This is a genomic window from Legionella rubrilucens, from assembly GCF_001468125.1.
GTDB lineage: Bacteria > Pseudomonadota > Gammaproteobacteria > Legionellales > Legionellaceae > Legionella_C > Legionella_C rubrilucens.
Window position 1 is genome coordinate 98966 of the sequence record NZ_LNYT01000020.1, and the last position, 23643, is coordinate 122608.

The following is a 23643-nucleotide window of genomic DNA, read 5'->3' on the forward strand; positions in this document are numbered from 1 at the left end:
TTAAACTAGGACGTAGGAAAAGGGGAAGATTCATGAAACAACTTATTTTACATCCTACCGAAATAAGTCAATGGTATGCTTTAATCAATGAAGCGCAGGCTTCCACTCAACTTACACTCAATGAAAACACGGAAAGTTATCTGGTTTTTCTACTGATGCGCTATACCCAGGGACCTAAACTGATTGAATCGGTCATTGCGCTCGATTTCCTGGAATCCATGCAAAACGGCAAGTGCCGACAGGTCGAATTGCTGCGGGATGTGGGCGATAAAAGCCTGCTGTTTTGCGGCCTTTTCCCCGGTATCGCTAAAAAAAGGCAGGTTAGCCTGAACTACTTTGTCGACATGGGGCAGGCGGCCTACATGACCATCAGCGAAATGCAGGGGCGTCAATTGGCGCAGTTGTACCTGGAACTCAGCCTGCAGTTTTTAAAGCTCCAGCATATCCTGCAGGCCATGCGCAGCGATTACATCCAATTCTGTGATGCACAGGGCCGTACCATTCCAACCTGGGATCTGCCCATGCAATAATCGCTCAGGTTAATAAAATCTTAAGCTTTCTCGCCTAGAATCAGCTCCGACTAACCTACCGGAGTGAAGTAATGACACGGGCGTTTACGCATCTGACCGATAAGATTAATTTTAGTCTCTATAAAGACACGCTTACCATCTATCCGAAGTCACATCTGCCCTCTGTTGAAAGCTTAAAGGACAAACATCCAATGGGCGTGCTTCTGGGAGGTGATGCGTTTCGAGGAGTGTCAGAGCATTAAGCTCACAGGCGCGCTGCAGTCTGTGACCACAGAGTTCAATGTGAAGCGATATGTGCGTCGTGGTGATGCTGATCACAGCTGTTACCATCGCGATGATTTTGATTGGGATACGAACCATTACCATGTGCATTTTGCCGTGTCGATTACCCCCTCTTTGTTGGGTAAGATCCTGCTGGTGTTTGAAAAGTATAAGCTTATTACCCAGGAAGAGCGGTTGCACTTTATCAAAGCCTATCATGAGGCGAATGTATTGCCTTCCACAGAGCCGGTGGACGAGGTTATTATTCTACCCTTCACTGAAACGACCACGCACAACAAACCTGATGTAGAGGAATCCGTTCAGGCTAACCGCGACATCGAAAAAGTGTCGATTTTGAAGCCTAAACCGCATGAAGTAAAGTTTGAGTCGCAGTTAAGCGATCTTCAAAAAAAAGTAGAGGACTTTGAAAGGGAGAGTAGAAAAAATCCTCAGAAATACCAACCGGCTTATAATGAAGCCAAGACCCTGCACGATAAGCTTAATCAAAATTATGCGGATTATCAGCAGCACAAAAATGGGAAACTCTTTGTAGCAAATGCCAATGCGGTTATTAATGAGGCGAGGGGAGAGTTGGGAAATCACCGTGGAGTTGGGAAATACATTGTCGATTTTGTTGAGCGGGTCAGGGGATTAATCGCTCAATTCGGTAATTCTCCTCCGCAGAATAAATCGACCTTTTTTAAGACGGATTCCATTCGCAAGCTGGAAGCCCTGGCTGAGACAGTGCAAGCGTTTTCCTTGGATGCCTGATTTAAGAGTCAGGATAACCGCGGCAACCACGGTTATCCTGCTATTTTCTGAACAATAACGCAATATCAATGGCATCGAATTGATAATGACTGTTGCAAAAATCACAGGCGATTTCAATGGTTCCCTGCTCCTGCAACAATTGCTGGGCTTCACTTTCGCCAAGCACGCCAATGACCTGCTTCATTTTTTCAGGGCTGCAGCGGCATTGAAAACGGGTTTCGCGGCTGGGGAACAGCCGGAGTTCGGTTTCATGGTACAACCTGAAAAGCAGGGTTGGATTATCAAGCGTCAGCAATTCCTGTTCGCTGACCGTTTGACCCAATTGCACGGCATACTCCCAGAAATGCTCACGCTGCTGGCTGTCGGATTGCCCGGGCAGGAGCTGCAGCAGCATGCCGGCGGCGCGTTCGTCATTCACCGCCAGCCAGACCCGTGTGGCAATCTGTTCGGATTGAGCAAAATAATGCATTAAATTTTCGCTCATGGACGTGGAGTAAAGCGGCACGACGCTCTGATAGGCTTGTGTCTGTTGGTATTGATTAATGGTCAGTACCATCTGCCCCTGAAGAAACGCGTCGGCATAATCAGCAATCTCAAGATGCTCTTCAAATTTGGCAAATCCGCGCAGGTTTAATTGATTATCGCATTGCACCAGCAACAGGGGCAGACGACTGTCCCCCTGAAACTGCAAACTGATTTCCCCCTCAAATTTCACGCTGCCAGCGAGCAGCAGGCAGGAAATCAGGGCTTCGCCCAATAAATTACGCACCATGGGAGGGTAAGGGCGTTGCTGCATGATGGCTTGAAAGCTGTCATCGAGATGGGCAATGGCGCCGCGTATGGTTTCGTTTTCAAAAATAAAGCCCTGCAGGGTATCCGGTTCTCTCATCATTAATCGCTAAAGCCAAAAAAAGACAGATTCTAGCACAAAGTTCATTGCCTGCCTGCTTTTGACGCGCGATAATGCCAGTTTTTTGGCGAGGGGTCATGAAGCTTAATCCACAACAAATGGCGGCTGTCACCTACATCGGTGGACCCTTGCTGGTGCTGGCCGGCGCCGGAAGCGGCAAGACACGGGTCATTACACAAAAAATCGCCTATTTGATTGAACAATGCGGTTATGCGCCGGCCACGGTGTATGCCGTGACGTTTACCAACAAGGCGGCGAATGAAATGAGGGAACGGGTGGCCGCCACCCTGCCCGCAGGCAAACGGCGCGGTCTGAAAGTGGCGACTTTTCATACCCTGGGTCTAAGTATTTTAAAACGTGAACTGAGCCTTGCAGGCCTTAAGAAAGGATTTTCCATTTTCGATGCAGAGGATGGGCTGCAACTGTTGCGGGGATTGCTGCCAATTGGGAAAGCCCATGAGCGGGATTACGTCATGCAGATTCAGCATCAGATTTCGCATTGGAAAAATCAATTGCTTTCCCCTGAAAAAGTCCATACCTCTGCTTTCGGCCCATCGCCTCATGCCGAAGAGGCCGCGCGACTCTATCCTGAGTATCAACAGGCCTTGAAAGCGTATAATGCAGTGGATTTTGATGATCTAATCCGTTTGCCGGTGAAACTGCTGATGGCGCATGACGAGGTGCGGGAGCGCTGGCAGAATCAAATCCGCCATTTGCTGATTGATGAATACCAGGATTCCAATACCAGCCAGTATGAATTGGTGCGCTTATTAACCGGCGTACGTGCCCAGTTTACCGTGGTGGGGGATGATGATCAGTCCATCTATGCCTGGCGCGGTGCACGTCCGGAAAATCTGGCGCAACTGCAAAAAGATTACCCGCAATTGAAAGTAATTAAGCTTGAGCAGAATTACCGCTCCACCAGCCGCATTCTGCATGTGGCTAATACCCTGATTGCCAACAATGCGCATCTTTTTGACAAGCGCCTGTGGAGTGATTTAGGCCATGGGGAGATGCTCAGGGTACTGTGTTGCCGTGATGAAAATGATGAAGCAGAACAAGTGGTGGCCGACTTAATCAGCCACAAACTCAGGATGGGCAATGAATACGGCGACTACGCCATTTTATACCGGGGCAACCACCAGTCCCGGGTGTTTGAAAAGGTACTTCGCCATCATGGCATTGCCTACCGCATAAGCGGCGGGCAATCCTGGTTTGCCCGCACAGAAGTCAAGGACATTCTGGCTTACCTGAAGCTTTTGTGCAATGAACATGACAACGCGGCCTTTTTGCGTGCTGTGAACACGCCCAAGCGGGGCATTGGCGAGGCCAGTCTTGATGTGCTGGGTAATTATGCCCATGCCCGCGGGCACAGCCTGTATGCCTCGGCTGACCATCTGGCCTTAAGCGAACTGCTTACCGACAAACCGCGTGCTGCGTTGACGCAATTTAAACAATGGCTGGAAACCATCAAGTCGCGCCTTGGCGATGGCAGCATTGAGCCTTTGCGTCAGATGGTAGAGGAAAGCGGCTATGAAGCCTACCTTTATGAACAGAGCGATGCGCCGGCAAAGGCTCAGAAGCGGATGGAAAATGTCCTGGAACTGCTGGAGTGGGTTGGTCGCTTGTTGGCTAAAGACGAAACGCCTTCGCTGGCGGATGTCATCAACAAATTGATTTTAATCGATATCCTGGAACAGTCGGAGGATTATGATCGGGAAACCGTGCAGTTGTTGACCCTGCATGCGTCCAAGGGCCTGGAATTCCCTTACGTCTATTTAGTCGGAATGGAAGAAGAGTTGCTGCCGCATCGGGTCAGCATTGACGAAGAGCAGATTGACGAAGAACGCCGGCTTGCCTATGTCGGCATTACCCGGGCGCAAAAAGGACTGTGCTTTACCTTAGCCCGTCAGAGGCGGCGAGGCGGGGAGTTGCAGGATTGCCTGCCCAGCCGTTTTTTAGACGAATTGCCGGAGGATCATCTGGAATGGTTTGGCAAAAGCAAGGAACGCAACGAGGCCAAGTCTAAAGAATTGGCGCGTTCCCATTTGCAGGGTTTAAAAAATTTACTGACTTAGTCAGTAGAGTGAACCTGGATAAAGCCCGAAGGCTAAATCCAGGAAGGGTCGGTTTATGCCGCTGGGGAAATCCGGTTTGACAGTTTTTCCAGAAATGCCTCGGTCTGGGTAGGGCCTTTGCTGAAAAAGCGATGGGTTTTGTAGACAGGATTCCTTGCTTCATTTGTAATCAATTCGTGAGCCTTATTCTCGCCACCACGCAACGACCTGTCCAGTTCCAGGAGTTTTTGCGACTTCTTGTCTGCCACCTCAGGCTTCAAAAGCGTTCGTTTGAAATGCTCCTGCCGGTAAAGATTGACATGATACAGGGCCTGCTCGGTTTCCCATTCCTCAGAGGGTTGTGTTTCCACCACCACATTTTCTTTGGTTTCCGAGTCAAAGGGATTGCCGCGTTGTTTATTCCAGGCGCTCTTAAAATCGGCATGCGGGCTGCGTTGATTGACTTCCGGGTTATTGAGCTGGCTGAATCCGTAATCCCACAGGGTGGCCAGAAAATAGATGGGTATGAAAATGAACTTCAACATCCGGGTCGGCAAATCCGCCTCATGCGAATGCCCATGGTCTTTCCCCAGACGCTCTTTCAGCGCTTCACGAAAATCAGTGTGCCGGTGCTCATGGGAGTGGGACATGAAATAATGCATGTCTTCAAACCCTTCGCTGATGATGCCGAGGATGGCTGACAACACTTCCGGAATGCCCGGTACCCTGTCCGCGGTAACGCCGATACTGACTAAATGGCCGAAAAAGAACAGAATGCGCAAAGGCACAATGGTTAATTTCAGGATCAAACGGAAAGGGTTTAAGATCTGCCCCCAGTTTTCTCTCGCATACAATTCAGCGCACCATTTGCCAATCCCGGTGATCGCACGCTGGAAAAAATTACGGCCGCTGTTTAAAGCAGAGTAAATAATACTCAGTGAATCGGCGGTGTTTTCGAGATTAAAAATCAAGGCGGAAAAGCCGGTAATGATGGGATTGATCACCCCCATGACGACACTGGGTATTTTGACCATCCAGCTAAACAGCGGTTGGGCATTTTTAGCCACCGTCCACCAGGTGCCGGCGGTGCAGATGGTTAAGGCAGTGGCCAAACCCAGCAGGATAACGGCCGTGACCGCTATAAAGACGTTTTTAACTGTTACACCCTGCTTAAAATCATCACGAAGACGCCGATACCACTTGCGCAGCGTATCGTTATTAATCATGTCGGTGATGGCATTGTAGGTCAGGAAGCCATACGCTGTTCCGGCAACAATGGCCATGGGTAGAATGATGGCTGGCAAAAAGCCGAAAGGAATGGTGGCCAGCAGCGGAATGGTGGCGAATTCACCCACTAACAGGTAGGTCGTGCCTATCCCCATAAAGACAGCGGCTAAGACACTGAACGCCTGGACCACACGATAAAGCCGTTGGCGGCTTGCTAATAAATCCTGATTTTCTTTCTGCTGGTGATTTTTAAGCCACTCACGTAATCTACTTTCATAGGGCGTGAGCGGAAGCATGTCTTCGCCCTCGCCGTCTTTGGCAAAGAGCTGCAGCGCAAACCAGTTTTCCATGTCACGCAGGCGTTGCTTCAGCTGCTTTTTACGTTTACGGCTGGCCGCATTCAGTTTAACATGCTTAAACTTTTCCATTTCCATTAATTGAGCCTGGTAATCAATAAAGAATTGCGGCAGAGGCTCGTTGCTATTAAATTCTTCCTCTTTTGGAAAATTTTCCAGCAGGTACTGGTTGGCAAGGTGGCGCTTTAAATAATCGCGTCCTGTGATTTTGTTGAATGCGCCTTTAATGTTCTGAAAATAAATTTCACCTTCGTAAGCCACCGACAAACCAAAAGCCGCGAAAGCCAGAGGCAATACCGGCAACAGGGCATACATGCCGCCAAAGCTTAAAAAGCCAAGAATCAGGCTGGCGCCGGCGGTTAACAGGAACAGAAAAAGATAATACGGAATTTTTTTTGTTTTCATCATTCACCCTGAGCATTTGAAAAGCCGTGGTACTTTATAACAAATGAAAATGATTATCAATAAAATAGATGCAAAAAGAATCAGTGTGCTCGATTAGTTCATCGTTAAAAAAAGAAGTTGCAACATGGCGATCATCATGTACTATCAAAGGGCATTTTATTACTAAGGAGAAATAATGCGTCTGAAACAATGGATGATCGGTCTTTCCGCAAGCGTCGCCCTCGCAGGTCCTGTGGTTGCAAAGCCCGTTGTGATTAACGAACAGTTGCAAGTTCCTCAATGCTTAGCCAGTCACTTGTCCAGCGAGTACCCGGTATTGGCTGAAAACCGCAATTTTAAAATTATTTCTGTCCCTTCAGACGATTTGGACACCATCACACGTCTCGCTGATAAGGTGGGTTGCGGGCATTACATCAACGTGAGCCACAAGCTAGCCCGCGCCAAAGCCGGTTTGTTGCCTGAAAAAGCACAAGCCTTGTTAAACGCATCCCCTAAAAAAGCGGTGCAGGCTGAAAACTACGAGATTAAACACCAGGCTGAGGTGGATGCGGTTCTGGCGCAGGTCAATGCGGATAACATCTGGGACACGCTGACGCATTTAACCAACTATTACAACCGTTCCGCCACCAAGGATACCGGGGTTGAAACAGCCAATTGGATAAAAGCCAGTTTTGAAAAAATGGCAACAGAGTACGGACGTAAAGACACGGACACCTACCTGGTTAAAACCGGCTGGTACAAGCAACCCTCCGTGGTGACGGTGATCGGTAAAGACATGAAAGCCCCAGGTATCGTCATAGGCGCTCACATGGATACCCTGGATGGCCGTATGCCGGGTGCCGGCGATGATGGCAGCGGTTCGTCCAGCGTGATGGAAATTGCCCGTGTCCTGTTGGCCAGCGACCAGAAATTAAAACGTCCGGTTTATATCATCTGGTACGCAGCGGAGGAACGCGGTCTCGTCGGTTCTCAGCATGTGGTTGAGGAATTCATGAATAAATCCATTCCGGTCAAAGCCGCGATTCAATTTGATATGACGGGTTTCCGCAATGATCCCAAGGATCAAACCATCTGGGTCTTTAAAGATTACACCGATAAAAAACTCAGTGATTTTGTCGCGTCGTTAATTACCCATTATGTCAAAGTCCCGGTCAATTACTCGCGTTGCGGCTATGGCTGCAGTGACCATGCCTCATGGACTGAGGAAGGGATTCCGGCGGCATTCCCATGTGAAACCAGCTTCGATGATCACAACCCCTACATTCATAGCTCATCCGATACCATGTCGCTCTTAAGTCTTGAGCACATGACCAATTTCACCCGTTTAGGTCTTGCCTTTGCGATTGAATTGGCCAGTGAATAAGGCGAGCCTTCTACTAACCCTCTCCCGATGGGAGAGGGTATTAATAAGGCCTCTGTGGAATGCCCCCTTTAATGGATTTCTTTACCGCTTTTGGTCGTTGGCAGCGGCGGGCAATGATACTCCTGAAGAATCTGACCCTCCGTGTCAACCGCTTGCAGAACGACTGGAAATTTCCATAAGGTGTGCAGGTGTTTTAATACTTCGTCTGTACTTTCCCCTAAGGGAATGCGGTTTTGCTGCGTGTATCGCAGGGTGAGCGATCGATCGCCTGCGACATCGACGGAATACACCTGAATGTCGGGTTCCAGATTACCCAGGTTGTATTGCGATGACAGCGACTCCCGAATGGTCTGATAACCCGATTCATCATGAATCGCCCCAATAATGAGTTCAGGCTGCCGGTCATCATCGACAATGTGGAATAATTTTAATTCACGGATTAAGCGCGGCGACAGGTACTGGGCAATAAAACTTTCGTCTTTGAAATTGCGCATGGCGGTATCGAGACTGCTCAGCCAATCGGTATTGACGAGGAAAGGGAACCAGCGTTTGTCTTCTTCAGTGGGTGATTCACAAATGCGTTTGATGTCCTGCATCATGTGGTAACCGAGCGTGTACGGGTTAATGCCGCTGTAATACGGGCTGTTAAAAGCCGGCTGCATGATTACATTAGTATGGCTTTGCAGGATTTCCAGCATAAACTCATCGGTGACCAAGCCTTCATCGTAGAGGGCGTGCAGCAGAGTATAATGCCAGAAGCATGCCCAACCCTCATTCATCACTTTGGTTTGCCCCTGCGGATAAAAATATTGGGCAATTTTACGCACAATCCGTACAATTTCCCGTTGCCAGGACTCAAGTAAGGGCGCATTTTTTTCAATGAAATAAAGGATATTCTCCTGCGGCTCTTCCGGAAAACGTTTTTTATGGCCATTGGCATCCACGTGCTTGCCTTGCGGAATGGTTCGCCACAATTCATTGACCTGGGATTGCAAATACATCTCACGGTTTTGCTGCCTGATTTTTTCTTCCTGAATAGACAAGGTGGCGGGGTGTTTGTATCGGTCAACGCCGTAATTCATCAGTGCATGGCAGGCATCAAGGACAGCCTCCACTTCATCAATACCATGCCGCTCCTCGCATTGACTGATGTAATTTCTGGCAAAAACGAGGTAATCGATGATGGCATCTGCCGAGGTCCACATCTTAAACAGGTAATTGTTTTTAAAAAAGGAATTATGGCCATAACAGGCGTGAGCAATCACTAACGCCTGCATGGCCATGGTGTTTTCTTCCATCAAATAAGAAATGCAGGGGTTGGAATTAATCACCAGTTCATAAGCTAAACCCATCTGGCCGCGTTTATAACTTTTCTCCACACCCACGAAATGCTTGCCAAACGACCAGTGATGGTAGCCAATCGGCATGCCTACGGAGGCATAAGCATCCATCATCTGTTCCGCGGTAATGATTTCAATCTGATTGGGGTAGGTGTCTAACTTAAAGTCAGCAGCCAGACGTCCAATTTCTTTATCGTAAGTTTGAATTAATTCAAAGGTCCATTCCGCACCTGTTGATATCGGCTTTTTCCTCATACCGTCTTCCTTTTGAATAACTCACGAAACACAGGATAAATGTCGGTGACATTATCGATGTTTTCCATGGCAAAGTTGGGGTAGTTGTTTTTAACCTGCTGATACACTTCCCAAAGGCTTTGGTGATGGCGGGGCATGATTTCAATGTAGGCAAAATATTGCAGCAGAGGCATGATCTTCTCCTGCAGCAACTCCTGGCAATAGGGCGAGTCGGCATTCCAGTTGTCGCCATCTGAGGCCTGGGCGACGTAGATATTCCATGAAGAAGGCGGGTAGCGGGCTTCAATAATGTCATGCAGGAGTTCAAGGGCACTGGAGACGACCGTACCGCCCGTCTCGCGTGAGTAAAAGAATTCCTCCTCATTCACTTCCTTGGCGGACGTGTGGTGGCGAATAAAAACCAGCTCTATTTTTTCATAATTTTTGGTCAGGAAGAGGTAGAGAAGAATAAAAAAGCGTTTGGCGATGTCCTTTTTGGCTTCATCCATTGAACCTGAAACGTCCATGACACAAAACATAACAGCCTGTGTCGACGGTGAAGGAATTCGTATGCGGTGATTGTAACGCAAATCAATGGTGTCAATGAACGGCACAGCCTGAATCTTGCGTTTTAAAAATTCAACCGTGTGCCTGAGCTGAACCACGGTGTCCTGATCGGAGGCAGGATCCGCTTCGAGTCTGGCCAGTTCGTCTTCCGCTTCGCGTAATTGGCGCTTGTAAGGGGATGACAGTGCCACGCGACGGCCGGTTGCCTGACGCATGGAGCGCACCACGTTGATGTTGCTGGGAATTCCGCTGCTGGTTACGCCGGCCCGTACCGTTTTATAGGTGGTGAGACGAGCCAGTTCCTTTTTAACCAAATCCGGTAATTCGAGATCTTCGAAATAAATTTCAAGAAATTCTTCGCGGGAAAGCTGGAAGACAAAATCATCTTCGCCTTCGCCGCTGTCACTGGCCTGGCCGCCGCTGCCGCCGGCCCCGCTTTCTGAGGGGCGTTTAATCCGGTCACCGGCTATGAATTGATCATTTCCGGGTAAGACCCGTTCAATACGTCCGCCCTGGCCGCGGTGAAAGCGTGGTTCAGAAATGTCTCTTGCCGGAATACTGATTTGTTCACCCTGATCGATTTCGGTGATGCTTCGTTTACCCACTGCATCAGAGACCGCGCGTTTAATCTGGTTTTTGTAACGGCGAAGAAAGCGCTGGCGATTCACCGTGCTTTTTTTGCCGGCGTTTTGTCGTCGATCAATCAGTTGTGACATAGCCACATCCTTATCCGCATCGGGGCTGCTTCTTTCAATAATAGAAAAAAACAACCCTTTATGCTGGTGTTATTGCGATTTGCGTACACGTAAATACCATTCGCAAAGTAATCTAACCTGCTTGCGGGTATACCCTTTGTCAACCATGCGGGCAATAAATTCTTCGTGTTTCTTCTTGTCATCTTCCGATGCTTTGGCATTAAAAGAAATCACAGGCAACAAGTCTTCGGTATTGGTAAACATCTTTTTCTCAATGACCGTTTTTAATTTTTCATAACTGTTCCATATTGGATTCTTGCCGTGGTTATTCGCCCGTGCACGTAAGACGAAATTCACCACTTCATTTCGGAAGTCCTTGGGATTGGAAATACCGGCTGGCTTTTCAATTTTTTCCAATTCGGAGTTCAAGGATGGCCTGTCAAAGATTTCGCCGGTATCCGGATCGCGATAATCCTGATCCTGAATCCAGAAATCCGCATAGGTGATGTAACGATCGAAGATGTTCTGACCATACTCGGAGTAGGATTCGAGGTAGGCAGTCTGAATTTCCTTGCCAATGAATTCAACGTAACGGTGAGTCAGATGCTCTTTGATGAAGGCTAAGTACTTCTCATGCAGTTCCTGAGGAAATTGTTCCTGCTCAATCTGGCGCTCCAGCACGTACAGCAGATGCACTGGGTTCGCAGCGATTTCGGTGTGGTCAAAGTTAAAGACTTTGGACAGAATCTTGAAGGCAAAGCGGGTGGAGATGCCGCTCATGCCTTCATCCACACCGGCAAAATCCCGGTATTCCTGATAGGATTTGGCTTTGGGATCCGTGTCTTTAAGGCTTTCGCCATTATAAACGCGCATTTTTGAATAAATGCTTGAATTCTGCGGTTCTTTCAGGCGAGTTAACACGGAAAACTGGGCCAGCATATCCAGCGTTCCGGGCGCACAGGGGGCGCTTTTTAATGAACTGTTATCAAGCAGTTTCTGATAAATTTTAATTTCTTCAGACACACGCAGGCAATAAGGAACTTTGACAATATTAATACGGTCAATAAAGGCTTCATTGTTTTTATTGTTGCGGAAGGATTGCCATTCTGACTCATTGGAGTGAGCAAGGATAATGCCTTCAAAGGGGATGGCGGACAAGCCTTCGGTGGCGTTGTAATTGCCTTCCTGGGTCGCAGTCAACAGGGGATGCAGCACTTTGATGGGTGCTTTGAACATTTCCACAAACTCCATGATACCGCGGTTGGCACGGCATAAACCGCCGGAGTAACTGTAGGCATCGGGATCGTCCTGAGAAAACTCTTCGAGTTTACGGATATCGACTTTACCGACCAGCGAGGAGATGTCCTGATTATTTTCATCACCCGGTTCCGTTTTGGAAACAGCAATTTGTTTCAGGCGGGAAGGTTTTAATTTAATTACTTTAAACTGATTGATGTCGCCATTGAATTCCTGCAGGCGTTTAACCGCCCAGGGGGACATGACGTAACGCAGGTGCCGGGTGGGAATACCATACCGATCCCTTAAAATTTCACCGTCTTCTTCCGGGTCAAAGAGGGACAGCGGCGAATCAAATACCGGCGATCCCTTGATGGCGTAAAACGGCACTTTCTGCATTAAATCCTTAAGCTTTTCAGCCAGTGAAGACTTTCCGCCGCCGACGGGACCCAGCAGGTAGAGGACCTGTTTGGTTTCTTCCAAACCCTGGGCCGCGTGCTTTAAGAAACCCACAATCTGTTCAATGGGTTCTTCCATGCCGAAAAATTCCCGGAATACGGGGTAACGATGAATGACTTTATTAGAAAATAATCTTGATAAGACGGGATCATGACGTGTGTCAATCATTTCGGGCTCGCCAATGGCCAGCAGCAGGCGTTCCGCAGGATTGGCATAAGCCGTTGGGTCGCTTTTACACAACTCCAGATACTCATTGAGAGTCAACTCTTCTTCTTTGTTATCGACAAAGCGTCGAGTGTAATTTGATAAAAAATCTTCTGTGCTCATAAGCCATCCCCTTTCACTAAAATCCCTGGTGGGAAACGCACGTCTTGCCTTTACCACTTTGCATTTCTCTGATAAAAGCGACAAACTATCCTTAAATTTAGTATAGAACCAAAATGGTTCCTGAAGTAGAGCTAAGGCATAAAAAAATTAAAAAGAATCAAATCATTATTTATACAGTTTTTTATTATTTAAGATTAATTGTACCCAGAATGGAGCAATGTTCATGCCAGAGACCACGGTTTATTTGAAAAATTACCAATCCCCTGTTTTTTCAATCAAAACGGTTCAGTTAAATTTTGAACTGTTTGACGATCATGCTCTGGTGACGAATGACATGACGGTCAAACGACAGTATGCTGGCCCCCTGCAATTGTTCGGCGATGAACTGGAATTGGTCAGCCTTCACATCGATGGCCGCGAGATCGAGGAAAAAAATTACCGTTTTGTGGATGGTCATCTGCTGGTTGAAAATTGCCCCGATGAGGCCACCGTAACGGTAGTGACCCGCATTTATCCACAGAAAAACAGTAAACTCTCAGGCCTGTATCGCTCCAATCAGATGTTTTGCACCCAGTGCGAAGCGGAAGGTTTTCGCCGCATCACCTATTTTCCTGACAGGCCCGATGTCCTGGCGACCTATACAACCCGCATCTGCGCTGACCAGGGCAAATACCCCGTGTTGTTATCCAATGGCAATTTGGTTGACCGCGGTTTGGCTGACGGCGGCAGGCATTGGGTTATCTGGCAGGATCCCTTTAAAAAACCGTCTTACCTCTTCGCACTGGTTGCCGGCAATTTAAGCTGCGTTGAAGATCAGTTTACCACCTGTTCAGGGCGCGCGGTGGATTTACGCATTTATGTGGAACCCGGCAACGAAGACAAATGCCGCCATGCCATGGAGTCGCTGAAACGCGCCATGCGCTGGGATGAAGAGGAATATGGACGTGAGTACGATCTGGATATTTTCATGATTGTTGCCGTCAGCGATTTCAATATGGGTGCGATGGAAAACAAAGGCTTGAATATTTTCAATTCCAAATACATTCTTGCACGCCCCGACACTGCCACTGATCAGGATTTTGCTGACATTGAAGGGGTGGTTGGCCATGAGTATTTCCATAACTGGACCGGCAATCGAGTGACCTGCCGTGACTGGTTTCAACTCAGCCTGAAAGAGGGGTTAACCGTTTTTCGTGATCAGGAGTTTTCCCGGGACATGCATGCCCGTGATGTTAACCGCATTCTGGATGTGAAGGCGCTGAGGGCGCAGCAATTCCCGGAAGATGCCGGGAGTATGGCTCATCCGGTACGCCCTGAATCCTATCAGGAGATCAATAACTTTTATACGGCAACGGTTTACAACAAGGGTGCGGAAGTCATTCGCATGCAGCAAACCCTGTTGGGCAAGGACGGTTTTCGCCGCGGCATGGATCTGTACTTCAAGCGGCATGATGGCCAGGCAGTAACCATTAATGATTTTGTGGCGGCGATGGAAGATGCCAATCAGGTTGACTTGACCCAATTTAAACGCTGGTACAGCCAGGCCGGTACCCCGGAAATTACCGCAAAAACCCATTTTAAAGATGATTGCCTGACATTAACGTTAAGTCAGTATTGCCCGCCCACGCCTGAAGCAAGTGACAAAGCGCCTTTCCATATTCCGGTGCGTATGGCCTGTTTTGATGAAAATGGATTACCGATTCCGTTGGAGAAAGACGTTCTTGAATTACGAGAGCAAGAGCAAACCTTTACCTTTCCGGGTTTAAAAAAGAAGCCCTTCGTGTCCTTGCTGCGTGATTTTTCTGCGCCGGTTAAACTCAAACGTGACATGAGTCAGGACGAATCGTTGGCTTTGCTTCGCTTTGAAAGTGACGGATTTGCCAAATGGGACATTGCCCAGCAATTAGCCATTGATTGCATTGATGGTTTATTAAAAACCAACTCATCACACTGGTCTATCCCCACCCCGCTGCTTCAGGCGTATCATCATGTGCTCCGTGATGACACCCTCAACAGCGCATTGCGGGCTGAACTTTTAAACCCGCCCTGTTTCGAGGAGGTTACGTCTTCGCTGCAGGCAATTGATGTCGATGCCGTGGAGGCTGCGCGTGATTTTTACCGCGCTTCCTTAGGCGAGGCATTGTACGGCCCGCTGTCTGAAACCTACCAGGCATTGTGGCGTGAAGAAAAACATCAGATGGATGCACAGGCTTACCAGCAGCGCAAATTACGCAACATCTGCCTGTGGCTGATGATGAAGGCGCGTGAAAAAGAGACTCTGCCCCTTTGCCAACAACAATTTGCAAAGGCTAAAACCATGACCGACCAAATGGCCAGCTTTGCTTTATTAAACAATTGTCAGGACAGTGCTGTGCGCGAAGAGACGGCCGAGCGCTTTTATGACCAGTGGCAGAACGATGAACTGGTGCTTGATAAATGGTTTGCAGTGCAGGCCACAGGCGAGGCGGCCAATACGCTGGCTCGGGTGAAACAATTAATCCATCATCCGGCGTTTTCTTTAAAAAATCCCAACAAAGTGCGATCACTCATTGGGGCATTCTGCATGAGCAATTACCGTCATTTCCATGCGTTAGATGCCAGCGGCTACGCGTTTTTAACCGCTATTCTGGTTGAACTGGATAAAATAAATCCACAAGTGACCGCGAGACTGGCCACGCCGTTCACCCGCTTAAGACGTTTTAATAAACCGAGACAGGAATTAATGCGTAACGAATTGGAGCGGCTCAACGCCATGGAATTATCCCGTGACCTGAAGGAAATTGTCAGTAAGAGTCTTAAAGATTAAAGAGGATTCATGGTTAATCGTTACGCTGTGATGGGCCATCCTGTGGCCCATAGTTTATCGCCGTTTATTCATGAACAGTTCGCTCTTTCGAGCGGCGTTTCGTTGCGTTATGAAAAAATCCCGGTGGAGCCCGGTTATTTTGCGAAGGCCGTGCAGGATTTTTTTGCCGCACAGGGCAAAGGGCTTAATGTGACCCTTCCTTTTAAAGAGGAGGCCTACCAGTTGGCAGAGCAGGTAACGGCACGCTGCCGGCAGGCTCGCGCAGCCAACACCCTGTGGATGAAGGAAGGGCGTTTGCACGCGGACAATACGGATGGTATTGGCTTAATCCGCGATTTGAAAACCCACACGTCGCTTGCCGATAAGCGGGTTTTAATTTTAGGGGCAGGCGGCGCCGCGCGGGGAATTATCGCGCCGCTGCTGGCGGAAGGAATTGCCGGCCTCACCATCACTAACCGCAGCCTTCAGCGTGCAGAGGATTTACAGGCCGACTTTCCCTCCATTCACTGCCAGGCCTGGGGACGCTCCGAGCCGTTTGATCTGCTGATCAACGCCACGTCTGCCGGTACCCGGCAGGAGGAAATCGCCTGGCCTGTGGGTGCAATCAGGGCGGATTCATTCTGCTACGACTTATCGTACACCCTGCAGGGCAATACGTCGTTTGTCGCGTGGGCGAGGCAAAGGGGATGTGCGGCGGCAGATGGTCTCGGCATGCTGGTGGAGCAGGCCGCTGAGGCATTTTTTATCTGGCATGGTTTTTTTCCGGAACGTGCAGCGGTATTAAGCCGATTGCGCGAAAGGCAGCAGGGGAACCACTAGGAAAAGAAATCTTCAACGACCGCTTTGGCATTGATGGTGTCATCATAGCCCAGTTGAATGAGTTCCTGAGTGAATTCCTTTTCAAATAACAGAAAACTGAGCAGGTCGCCTGAGTGACTTTTGGCCCCAAGCGTATTCAGCAGGAAACGCAGCAGCGCCGGCATGTTTTTGTATTGTTCCTGAGCAATGGCCGCCATGTCAATGCTGGGGCGCAAATGCAGTGTTTCAATGGGACGCCAGGGGGAGCGGCGTTTTTTCCATAAGGAAATCATGCGGGCAATGTCATTCATGCGATTGACGAGCTCAATATCCCGGTCGAGGTTATCCAGGAACAGGCCGTTCAGCATGCCTCCCAGGATGTGTGCAAAGCCAATGTCGCCATTGCGTAATTTTTCGGTATTGGTTGCTTCCGGCAATTGCCGCGTGCCAAGGATAAGAATTTTTTCCACCTGGCAGCGTATGGCGCCCCGCAGGGGAGAAACCAGCCCCATACTGCCGTCACCGTAATGAAGGCCATTGATTTTAACGGTGGGGAAAAACAAAGGCAGAGCGCCGGAAGCCAGAATGTGCTCCATTCGTAAGTTGGTGCGCTCACTCATGTGCCTGGGGTAATTCCAATCCTCAAAAAAGGCATCGTTATGCTGGTAAAAGGAAACGGTTTGATGGGTTTCATAGCAGTTACTGATGACTTCCAGCGTTTCAATGTGATTGTCGATAATGTGGCGCTCGATGGCCTCAAAATCGACATTGCTGTTGATAAAGTCGTGCAGAGGAAGCGTATTGAGCAGATAACCGGATTGCCGCTGTTTAATGATCATGTGGCTTAAGTTGCGGAAAACCGATTTGCTTAACTCGTAATTACTCGCGTTATAAATCTGCGAACAACGGATTTCACCCCAAAGACCCACCAGCTTGTCCACGGCAGCCGGGAAATCCGTTGCGTTTTCAGCCAGGATAGCGGCATTGATGCTGCCGACGCTGACACCGCTGATGACCTCAAAGGGTATCTTCTTAACCCCAAGAATGGTGCTGATGGCTTGCAATACGCCGGCCTGATAGGCGCCTCGGGCACCGCCGCCAGCAAGATAAAGGGCTTTTTTAGCCATGGACTCTTATTCTTAAAATTAATGTTGAAAATATAGATGACTTCGGGTGTCTCTGGCAAGCGTCTTAAGACAACCGGAATGAATTGTTAAAGTTTCAGATGGACAAGTAATTATTTCAGTTACATCAGCATTTGTTAAGCAACGATTTGCTATAGTGATAATTATTACCATATGTCAGGTGTAGTAATGAGTCAGGACAAAAGCCCCAATCCCCAATCCAGTTTCATACCCGAAGAAACCCGCATCGACGAGTTAACCCCGGAAGCCTTGCGTAAAAAAGCCACTGAGCATGCAAGAAAATTGAAGGCGCTTAAGGACCGGACATTTGTAGGCCATCCACCCGCTGATCCCGGTTTTGTAATGGATTTGCTTAAAGCCAAAATACCCGGCCTGACCGGGTTGCTGCAGGGCATGGGAAGGACTGGCGGCACCATCAGCAGTCTTATCGCTGCAACAGGTCATGCGTCCCAGCCATTGCAGGCGGCGGGCTCCGGTTTCCATATGGCCGGCGCTGCCCTGGCGGCTGTTGATTTTATTCGTATCCCGCTTGTTTCTCTGGCAGCATTCATCGCCGGTGAAAAGCCGATTACGCTGTCTAAAACGGGGCGCTGGTTGTATTCAGCCACGGGACTTGGACTTGCATTAACGGCCATCCTGGTTCCAGTTGCAGCACCTTACATTGGTGTGGCCGCCGCGGGCATCGCGTTGGGAGTCAGTGTCGTTACGCTGGGAAATATGATTTACCAGCGCCAAAAGTTGAAAAAATCCCTGAAGCAAACGGAAACACACATTGAAACCGGCATGGCGAAGCTAAAGGACATTGCTTCGGAAGCGGAGCGATTGGAGAATGAACTTGGAACACTCGATGCGACCAAGGATGCAGAAAGAATAAGCGAAATCGAAAGCCGCCTGACAACGCTTGAGGATGAGGCGAAGGACCAGGAGACTTCTTTGCAGGAATTCTACGATAAGCAGGCCAAAGACCAGGCCAAGCTCAAAAAAATGGGCGTTATGGCCTTTATGGATAAGGGTGTTGCTATCGGTTTAGGTTCCATGGTGGTGATTGGCGCCATTGTGAGCCTGTTTTTTCCGGTGGCCGGCTTAAGCATTCTCGCTGCTGCAGGTGTCATCGGCGTCAGCTATGCGGCGGGGCGTTTCCTGGGGCCCATGGTTGCGCCCTATGTTAAAAAATTTGGCAGCTGGGTTGCGGGCAAATTCAGCCAGGATAAGGATGATTCCAGGGAGCCTTCGCCGGAATTAACCGATGCCAACAGGGAAAATGCTGCCTTGGTAAGCCATGATGAGCTTGCTGAAGATACGAGGATTGAAAACCCGCGTCCTCGCTTAAGTCTGTTAAGTGGCCGCTCCAGAGAGGAACTCATTAAACTGCGCCAGGATCTTGAAATCCAGGAAGAGCATGTGGACGAAATGGACCGCAAACTCACAGCCCTGGTCGAAAAAAACGATGCCAGAGGGGTTTTGAATTTCTTTAGCCAATTAAAGCAAAATCTCAAGGCCGAGTGTCCGCATGAGGATTTAAGTTGTGTCTCTGATCTGTTTGAATCCATTAAACCTGCTCTGAAATTACTGGGGCAAGCCGTTAAGCAAATCAGGGATGGCGAATTAAAACTCAGTGAGAAAGAGCAGCTTGATTTGGAGAATGCAGTGGATTTCACGAGTTCGCTACTGGAAAAACCGGAGGCATCGATGGTGTTAACGATTGCTAATGAGCACCACGCGAAGGACAGTTTACAAAAACCCTCAGCCATTCAGAATGAAGACACGGAGGAGGAGGAAGGCATGACGGACGATGAAGGCAAAAGCAGTCATCCAGCGTAATTTCTACGATTGCAATCCTCAATAAAGTGGTATAGCTTAGTTGATCTTGATTATGGATTGATGAGGCGGCGGCTCATGCTGGCATTATTTCGTGAGCAACCACGCGCTTTCCACATGATTTTCATGCTGGAAATCTGGGAGCGGTTTGGTTTTTATACGGTACAGGGCATTCTTACCCTGTATTTCATGCGGTTTTTAGGATTCAGCGACAACGAAGCCTATTTTGCTTTTGGAGCGTTTTCGGCTTTGGTGTATGGAATGGTTGCTTTTGGCGGCTACCTCGGCGATAAAGTACTCGGCACCAAACGCACCATCGTTCTGGGATTAATCACACTCGCATTGGGCTACCTTGCTCTGGCTTTCGCAGACGAGGAGCGCGTTTTTCTTGCGCTTGGCTTAATCTGTGTGGGGAATGGTTTGTTTAAGGCAAACCCCTCCAGCCTTCTCGCCAAATGCTACACGGAAGACGATCCTCGCCTGCACGGCGGTTTCACGTTGTATTACATGGCCATTAATTTAGGCTCGACTGTGGCTCTGATTGCCGGGCCTGCTATTTCTTCCCGCTATGGGTACCCTTATGCCTATTTTGTCAGCTTTATCGGACTGGTGTTAGGACTGGCCAATTATTGGTTTCAGCGTCAGCATGTTGCCAATGTGAATACCGAAGCAGACAATAAAGTCATCCAGTTATGGCAATGGGCTGTGGTGGTTGCCGGCATTGTATCAGCGACCTTCGCCTCGGCCTACCTGTTACAGCATGTGATGATTGCTCAAGAATTGGTATGGCTGGTGACGGCAATTGTCGTGGGCATTTACTTTGTTTACATGCGTCGTGAAAAGAACCGTTCCTTCCTGCGCATGGTCGTGGCCCTGGTGTTGATGATTGAAGCTGTTGTTTTTTTTACTCTTTATCAACAAATGCCAACCTCATTGAATTTGTTTGCGGTTAATAATGTGCACCCGGTTCTGTTAGGCATCACGTTCGATCCACAGACCTTCCAGGCACTGAATCCCATCTGGATTATTATCATGAGTCCCATTCTGGCCCTGTTTTACAGCCGCCTGCACAAATCACGCGTGCATTTCCACATTCCCTACAAATTTGCAGTAGGCATGATTTGCTGCGGCATCAGCTTCACGCTCCTTTATTTTGCGCGTTTTGTTCATGATGAGGCTGGCATGGTTTCTTCCTGGTGGCTGGTGGCCAGTTATTTTTTCCAAAGTACCGGCGAATTGTTTGTTTCGGCGTTAGGCGTTGCCATGGTCGCTGAACTGGTGCCTGCCCAGATTGCTGGTTTTGTGATGGGCATGTGGTTTCTCACGTCTGCAGTAGCCGGCTTCATCGGTGCTTCTGTCGCTTCCTTTACCGCGTTACCTGAGCATGTGAAACCGGGTTTGGAGTCGTTAACTATCTACACCAATGTATTTGCCTGGATTGGCTTGGTAACTCTAGCCATTGGCATTTTCATGTGGCTGATTTCCGCACGCTTAAGCCATTACATCAAAATCCCTCAGGATGAGTAAAATAACGGGTTCACCATCCCATGGTAGTCTTTTATTGAGGATAACGATGCAGGCGCCCTGTACCATGGCTTGTAAAGCCTATTCAGTGTATGCGGTCAAGCTGCGGGCAATAAGGAATTAACCATTGCCACTCGCATGAGGTTTCCGCATGTTCCCTCTCCTGGTGTCCCTGAATACTCTCTCCTGTGTCTGAATAAATTTTTATTAATAACATACCCCAGTTAATATTTGTTTAATAAACATTCAGTATGATCTCCACTATGCACTGCTCGCAGTGAATTGACATAATCCAGTGGAGTACTGACGTGAGTTTACCGGCTGTAACCAGAAAAGCGACGTTAAAAGTGATAGCCAAGGCTAAAAAGGCTGGTATCACCCTGACGGGTAAAGTTCCTGATGTTTTTTTAGAGAATTCAGACAGTTCAAAGACTGAGCCTCGAAAGGCTGATCTTCAGGATTTAATGGGGTTGTTTGCGGCCACGGCGGCTAACAACTTAACAGAAAAGGAGCGGTACTATATTGAAGCGCTGATTGCAGCTCATTTAAAAGACATGGAGACAGCGTTACAAGTCAGTAAAATTGGAGAAAAGAAAAAGTCCAATTGGTGGAGCAGGCTCAAACTTATTCTCCTGGCTGCTGCGGGAACTGTCTTTTTTGGTTGTGAAGGTTTTGATGGCGTCACCGCATTATTGGGTATTTTTAATCTGCCCACAGTAGGTATTTTTGTTGCCGGTACGGTCTTTTCTGTTCTGTCCATTCTGGTTTTTTATGCGTTTGATTTAGTCGAGATATCCCATAATCTGGGTGTGAATTTAAAAAGCGCGCCGAAGATGGTTGATCTCTACACCAAGGAACTTGAATCAATTAAGGCATTGCGTATAAAAATTAATTCAGAATGGCGCAAGAAGAAAACCCCGCAAGAGCTCGAAGAATACATTAAGTTAATCGAGGCTTTAAAAGCACGTCGGGAAGAAATTTTAAAAGACGTTGAAAAGCTGGAAAAGTCGTTGGACAGACCCATCCTGAAAGCCGCCAAATTGGTGACAGCGGCCATTACCGGGGTCATTTTCTTCAGCGGCGGTTTTTTTGCAGGCCAAACGGTGGCTCTGGCCATTGCGACGGCTATTGCAGGCAGCGTTTCCGCCACGTTCTGGCCTATTATTTTAGTCAGCGTGGGCGTTGGTCTGGCAGCACTTGCTGTCTACTGGTTTGTCGAGCGTCCCGGTATTGAAAACCTCATTGGTCGAATGATCGGTCTTGATAAAGAAAAAATTGAGAAGTTAACGGATAAAAAAGAGAACCACGATGAAAAGCTGGAAATTCAGAGCCTGCTTGAGAACATCAACAATCAAAAAGATCAATTAAACCATGTTTCATCCACTGAAGAGGCACTTGATAGAGAAAGGACGGCTCATAAAGGAACAATTGGAACTGCTGACAAACTAGAAAAAGAAGTGAGTACTATCTGTGCGCAAAAAAATGAATTGGTTATACAGAAAGGACGTGTGGAAGAGAAGCTGACTCAAGTAACCAAAGAAATGGAACAAGTCGTTGTTGAAAAAGAAAAAGTAAACAATGCAGCAGTTGAGATGGAAAAGCGGCTTAAAGAGGCTCAGGAAAAATTAAAGGAAATGGAGGAAACCAAAAAGCTGCTCGAAAAAACGAGACAAGAAAATCTAAGATTACAGTCCGCTTTGGAAAAGGAAACACAGCGTGCTAATGAATTAGGTAACGCGTTGGGCTTTGAAAAGGAAGAAAAAGGCAAGCTTGAACAAAAAGTGTCTCGGTTGGAATTGGCACTTTTAACGGTGGCCGAACCCATCCGTGTTGTGGTAGAAAAACCCACAGGGGGCTTATCGGCAGAATCAGTCGAGTTGGCGGATGAGGAGAAAAGCAAAACATCACCGGATGAGGAAAAGGTATCACCTTTGGTGGCTTTAAGCCTGTTTACTACCCAACCCAAATCCCATTTGCCCGCCGCCGTGGTCAATGCCACCCAGGTGACCCATGAAGAAAAGGTCAATAGCAAAGTATATACCTAACAGCTCTCGGAACTCATTAAATGAGGCGAGTTAGTCACTACCTGCCGGATACCATGGCCTATGGTGGCCAGATTAAGCGGCAGGTAAACCAATAGGGAGTGACCTTTGCGGTACTCGGGATTGATGCTGTGATAATAATCCGTCAATTCATTCTGCTCGAGAAGGGGCAGGTCGGGATGAAGGACCGCCAACTGCTGGGTGATCACCATGGGGTGATGGGCGGCTGATTGCCAGTGATTGTGCGCCTTGAGCTTGTTCACCAATTGAAGAATCGGCCCAGGGACAGGCTTTAGCGGTCGTGGGTAGTATATCTCGCTCATGGTCGATAAAAACTGGTACTTGGTTGGCGTATTGACATTGGAGAAAAACACCAGTTCCTGCTCGGGATGACTCAATTTGTACTTCATGGCCTGAATGAGTCCGATTTTAGCCGCACTGTAACAAATGTTTAGCCGTTGATCATGGTAAGTTCCACCCAGAAAAACAATGTATTCCCTGGCGTCCACGCAAAATAGTTGCCGGTAAATGCGCATAAAGCCGATTATACGGTCATGATTCCCATAAAAAACAGCCAAATCACCTGGTTTGCCAACCCCTAAAACAGTATCATTGAATTGCATGGTATCTTGAATCAGGTAATGCTGGCGGGTGAATCGTTCCAGGTTTTGAACAAGCAGCGAAGGTAATGCTTCGCCTTGCTCTGTACTGAACAATTCAGTGCGTAAAATAGCTCCCGCGTCCATTTTCCCTCCCTGGAAAAAGACATAAA

At 48.3% G+C, this 23643-nt stretch carries 16 protein-coding genes; 9 read left to right on the forward strand and 7 right to left on the reverse strand.

Annotation, left to right across the window (positions count from 1 at the left end; genetic code table 11):
* Positions 1-32 precede the first annotated feature (32 nt).
* Both Lrub_RS08205 and Lrub_RS08210 read left to right on the forward strand, forming a co-directional pair.
* Positions 33-530 (forward strand): hypothetical protein, encoded by a 498-nt coding sequence (locus tag Lrub_RS08205; RefSeq protein WP_058531702.1) that lies wholly within the window; start codon positions 33-35, stop codon positions 528-530.
* A 213-nt stretch (positions 531-743) separates the two neighbouring features.
* On the forward strand, positions 744-1562 hold the full coding sequence (locus Lrub_RS08210; protein WP_058531703.1) for a hypothetical protein: 819 nt from the start codon (positions 744-746) through the stop codon (positions 1560-1562).
* Between the two features lie 40 nt (positions 1563-1602).
* Here the strand turns inward: Lrub_RS08210 and hslO are convergent, their stop codons facing one another.
* Complete coding sequence (gene hslO, locus Lrub_RS08215; RefSeq protein ID WP_058531704.1) at positions 1603-2451, reverse strand: Hsp33 family molecular chaperone HslO; 849 nt, start codon at positions 2449-2451, stop codon at positions 1603-1605.
* 98 nt (positions 2452-2549) lie between these two features.
* Here hslO and Lrub_RS08220 point away from each other — a divergent pair, with 98 nt between their 5' ends.
* Entirely contained in the window at positions 2550-4550 is a 2001-nt protein-coding gene (locus tag Lrub_RS08220; RefSeq protein WP_058531705.1) for a UvrD-helicase domain-containing protein, read from the forward strand.
* 53 nt (positions 4551-4603) lie between these two features.
* Here the strand turns inward: Lrub_RS08220 and Lrub_RS08225 are convergent, their stop codons facing one another.
* On the reverse strand, positions 4604-6520 hold the full coding sequence (locus Lrub_RS08225) for a phage tail family protein (RefSeq protein WP_058531706.1): 1917 nt from the start codon (positions 6518-6520) through the stop codon (positions 4604-4606).
* A 172-nt stretch (positions 6521-6692) separates the two neighbouring features.
* Here Lrub_RS08225 and lapA point away from each other — a divergent pair, with 172 nt between their 5' ends.
* A complete protein-coding gene (lapA, locus tag Lrub_RS08230) occupies positions 6693-7880 on the forward strand; it encodes an aminopeptidase LapA (RefSeq protein WP_058531707.1) in 1188 nt (395 codons plus the stop codon).
* A 68-nt stretch (positions 7881-7948) separates the two neighbouring features.
* Here the strand turns inward: lapA and Lrub_RS08235 are convergent, their stop codons facing one another.
* The 3 genes from Lrub_RS08235 to Lrub_RS08245 form a co-directional block, all read right to left on the reverse strand.
* Positions 7949-9475 carry a SpoVR family protein gene (locus tag Lrub_RS08235; RefSeq protein WP_058531708.1) on the reverse strand — a complete coding sequence of 509 codons (1527 nt, stop codon included), beginning with the start codon at positions 9473-9475 and terminating at the stop codon, positions 7949-7951.
* Positions 9472-10737 (reverse strand): YeaH/YhbH family protein, encoded by a 1266-nt coding sequence (locus Lrub_RS08240; RefSeq protein WP_058531709.1) that lies wholly within the window; start codon positions 10735-10737, stop codon positions 9472-9474. The genes Lrub_RS08235 and Lrub_RS08240 overlap by 4 nt, the downstream gene beginning before the upstream one ends.
* Before the next feature lie 69 nt (positions 10738-10806).
* On the reverse strand, positions 10807-12738 hold the full coding sequence (locus Lrub_RS08245) for a PrkA family serine protein kinase (RefSeq protein ID WP_058531710.1): 1932 nt from the start codon (positions 12736-12738) through the stop codon (positions 10807-10809).
* Positions 12739-12961: 223 nt separating this feature from the next.
* Here Lrub_RS08245 and pepN point away from each other — a divergent pair, with 223 nt between their 5' ends.
* Both pepN and aroE read left to right on the forward strand, forming a co-directional pair.
* Positions 12962-15544 (forward strand): aminopeptidase N, encoded by a 2583-nt coding sequence (gene pepN / locus Lrub_RS08250; RefSeq protein ID WP_058531711.1) that lies wholly within the window; start codon positions 12962-12964, stop codon positions 15542-15544.
* Between the two features lie 9 nt (positions 15545-15553).
* A complete protein-coding gene (aroE, locus tag Lrub_RS08255; protein ID WP_058531712.1) occupies positions 15554-16363 on the forward strand; it encodes a shikimate dehydrogenase in 810 nt (269 codons plus the stop codon).
* Here the strand turns inward: aroE and Lrub_RS08260 are convergent.
* Positions 16360-17469: a patatin-like phospholipase family protein gene (locus Lrub_RS08260; protein ID WP_058531713.1), complete on the reverse strand. Its 1110-nt coding sequence runs from the start codon at positions 17467-17469 to the stop codon at positions 16360-16362. The genes aroE and Lrub_RS08260 overlap by 4 nt on opposite strands.
* Positions 17470-17655: 186 nt before the next feature.
* Between Lrub_RS08260 and Lrub_RS08265 the strand changes: the two genes are divergently transcribed.
* The 3 genes from Lrub_RS08265 (at position 17656) to Lrub_RS08275 (ending at position 22874) form a co-directional block, all read left to right on the forward strand.
* Positions 17656-19308: a hypothetical protein gene (locus tag Lrub_RS08265; protein WP_058531714.1), complete on the forward strand. Its 1653-nt coding sequence runs from the start codon at positions 17656-17658 to the stop codon at positions 19306-19308.
* 75 nt (positions 19309-19383) lie between these two features.
* Positions 19384-20832: an oligopeptide:H+ symporter gene (locus tag Lrub_RS08270; protein WP_058531715.1), complete on the forward strand. Its 1449-nt coding sequence runs from the start codon at positions 19384-19386 to the stop codon at positions 20830-20832.
* Positions 20833-21137: 305 nt separating this feature from the next.
* Positions 21138-22874: a DUF1206 domain-containing protein gene (locus Lrub_RS08275; RefSeq protein ID WP_058531716.1), complete on the forward strand. Its 1737-nt coding sequence runs from the start codon at positions 21138-21140 to the stop codon at positions 22872-22874.
* Here the strand turns inward: Lrub_RS08275 and Lrub_RS08280 are convergent.
* A complete protein-coding gene (locus Lrub_RS08280) occupies positions 22871-23617 on the reverse strand; it encodes a hypothetical protein (protein WP_058531717.1) in 747 nt (248 codons plus the stop codon). The two genes, Lrub_RS08275 and Lrub_RS08280, sit on opposite strands and share 4 nt — an antisense overlap.
* Positions 23618-23643: the final 26 nt, after the last annotated feature.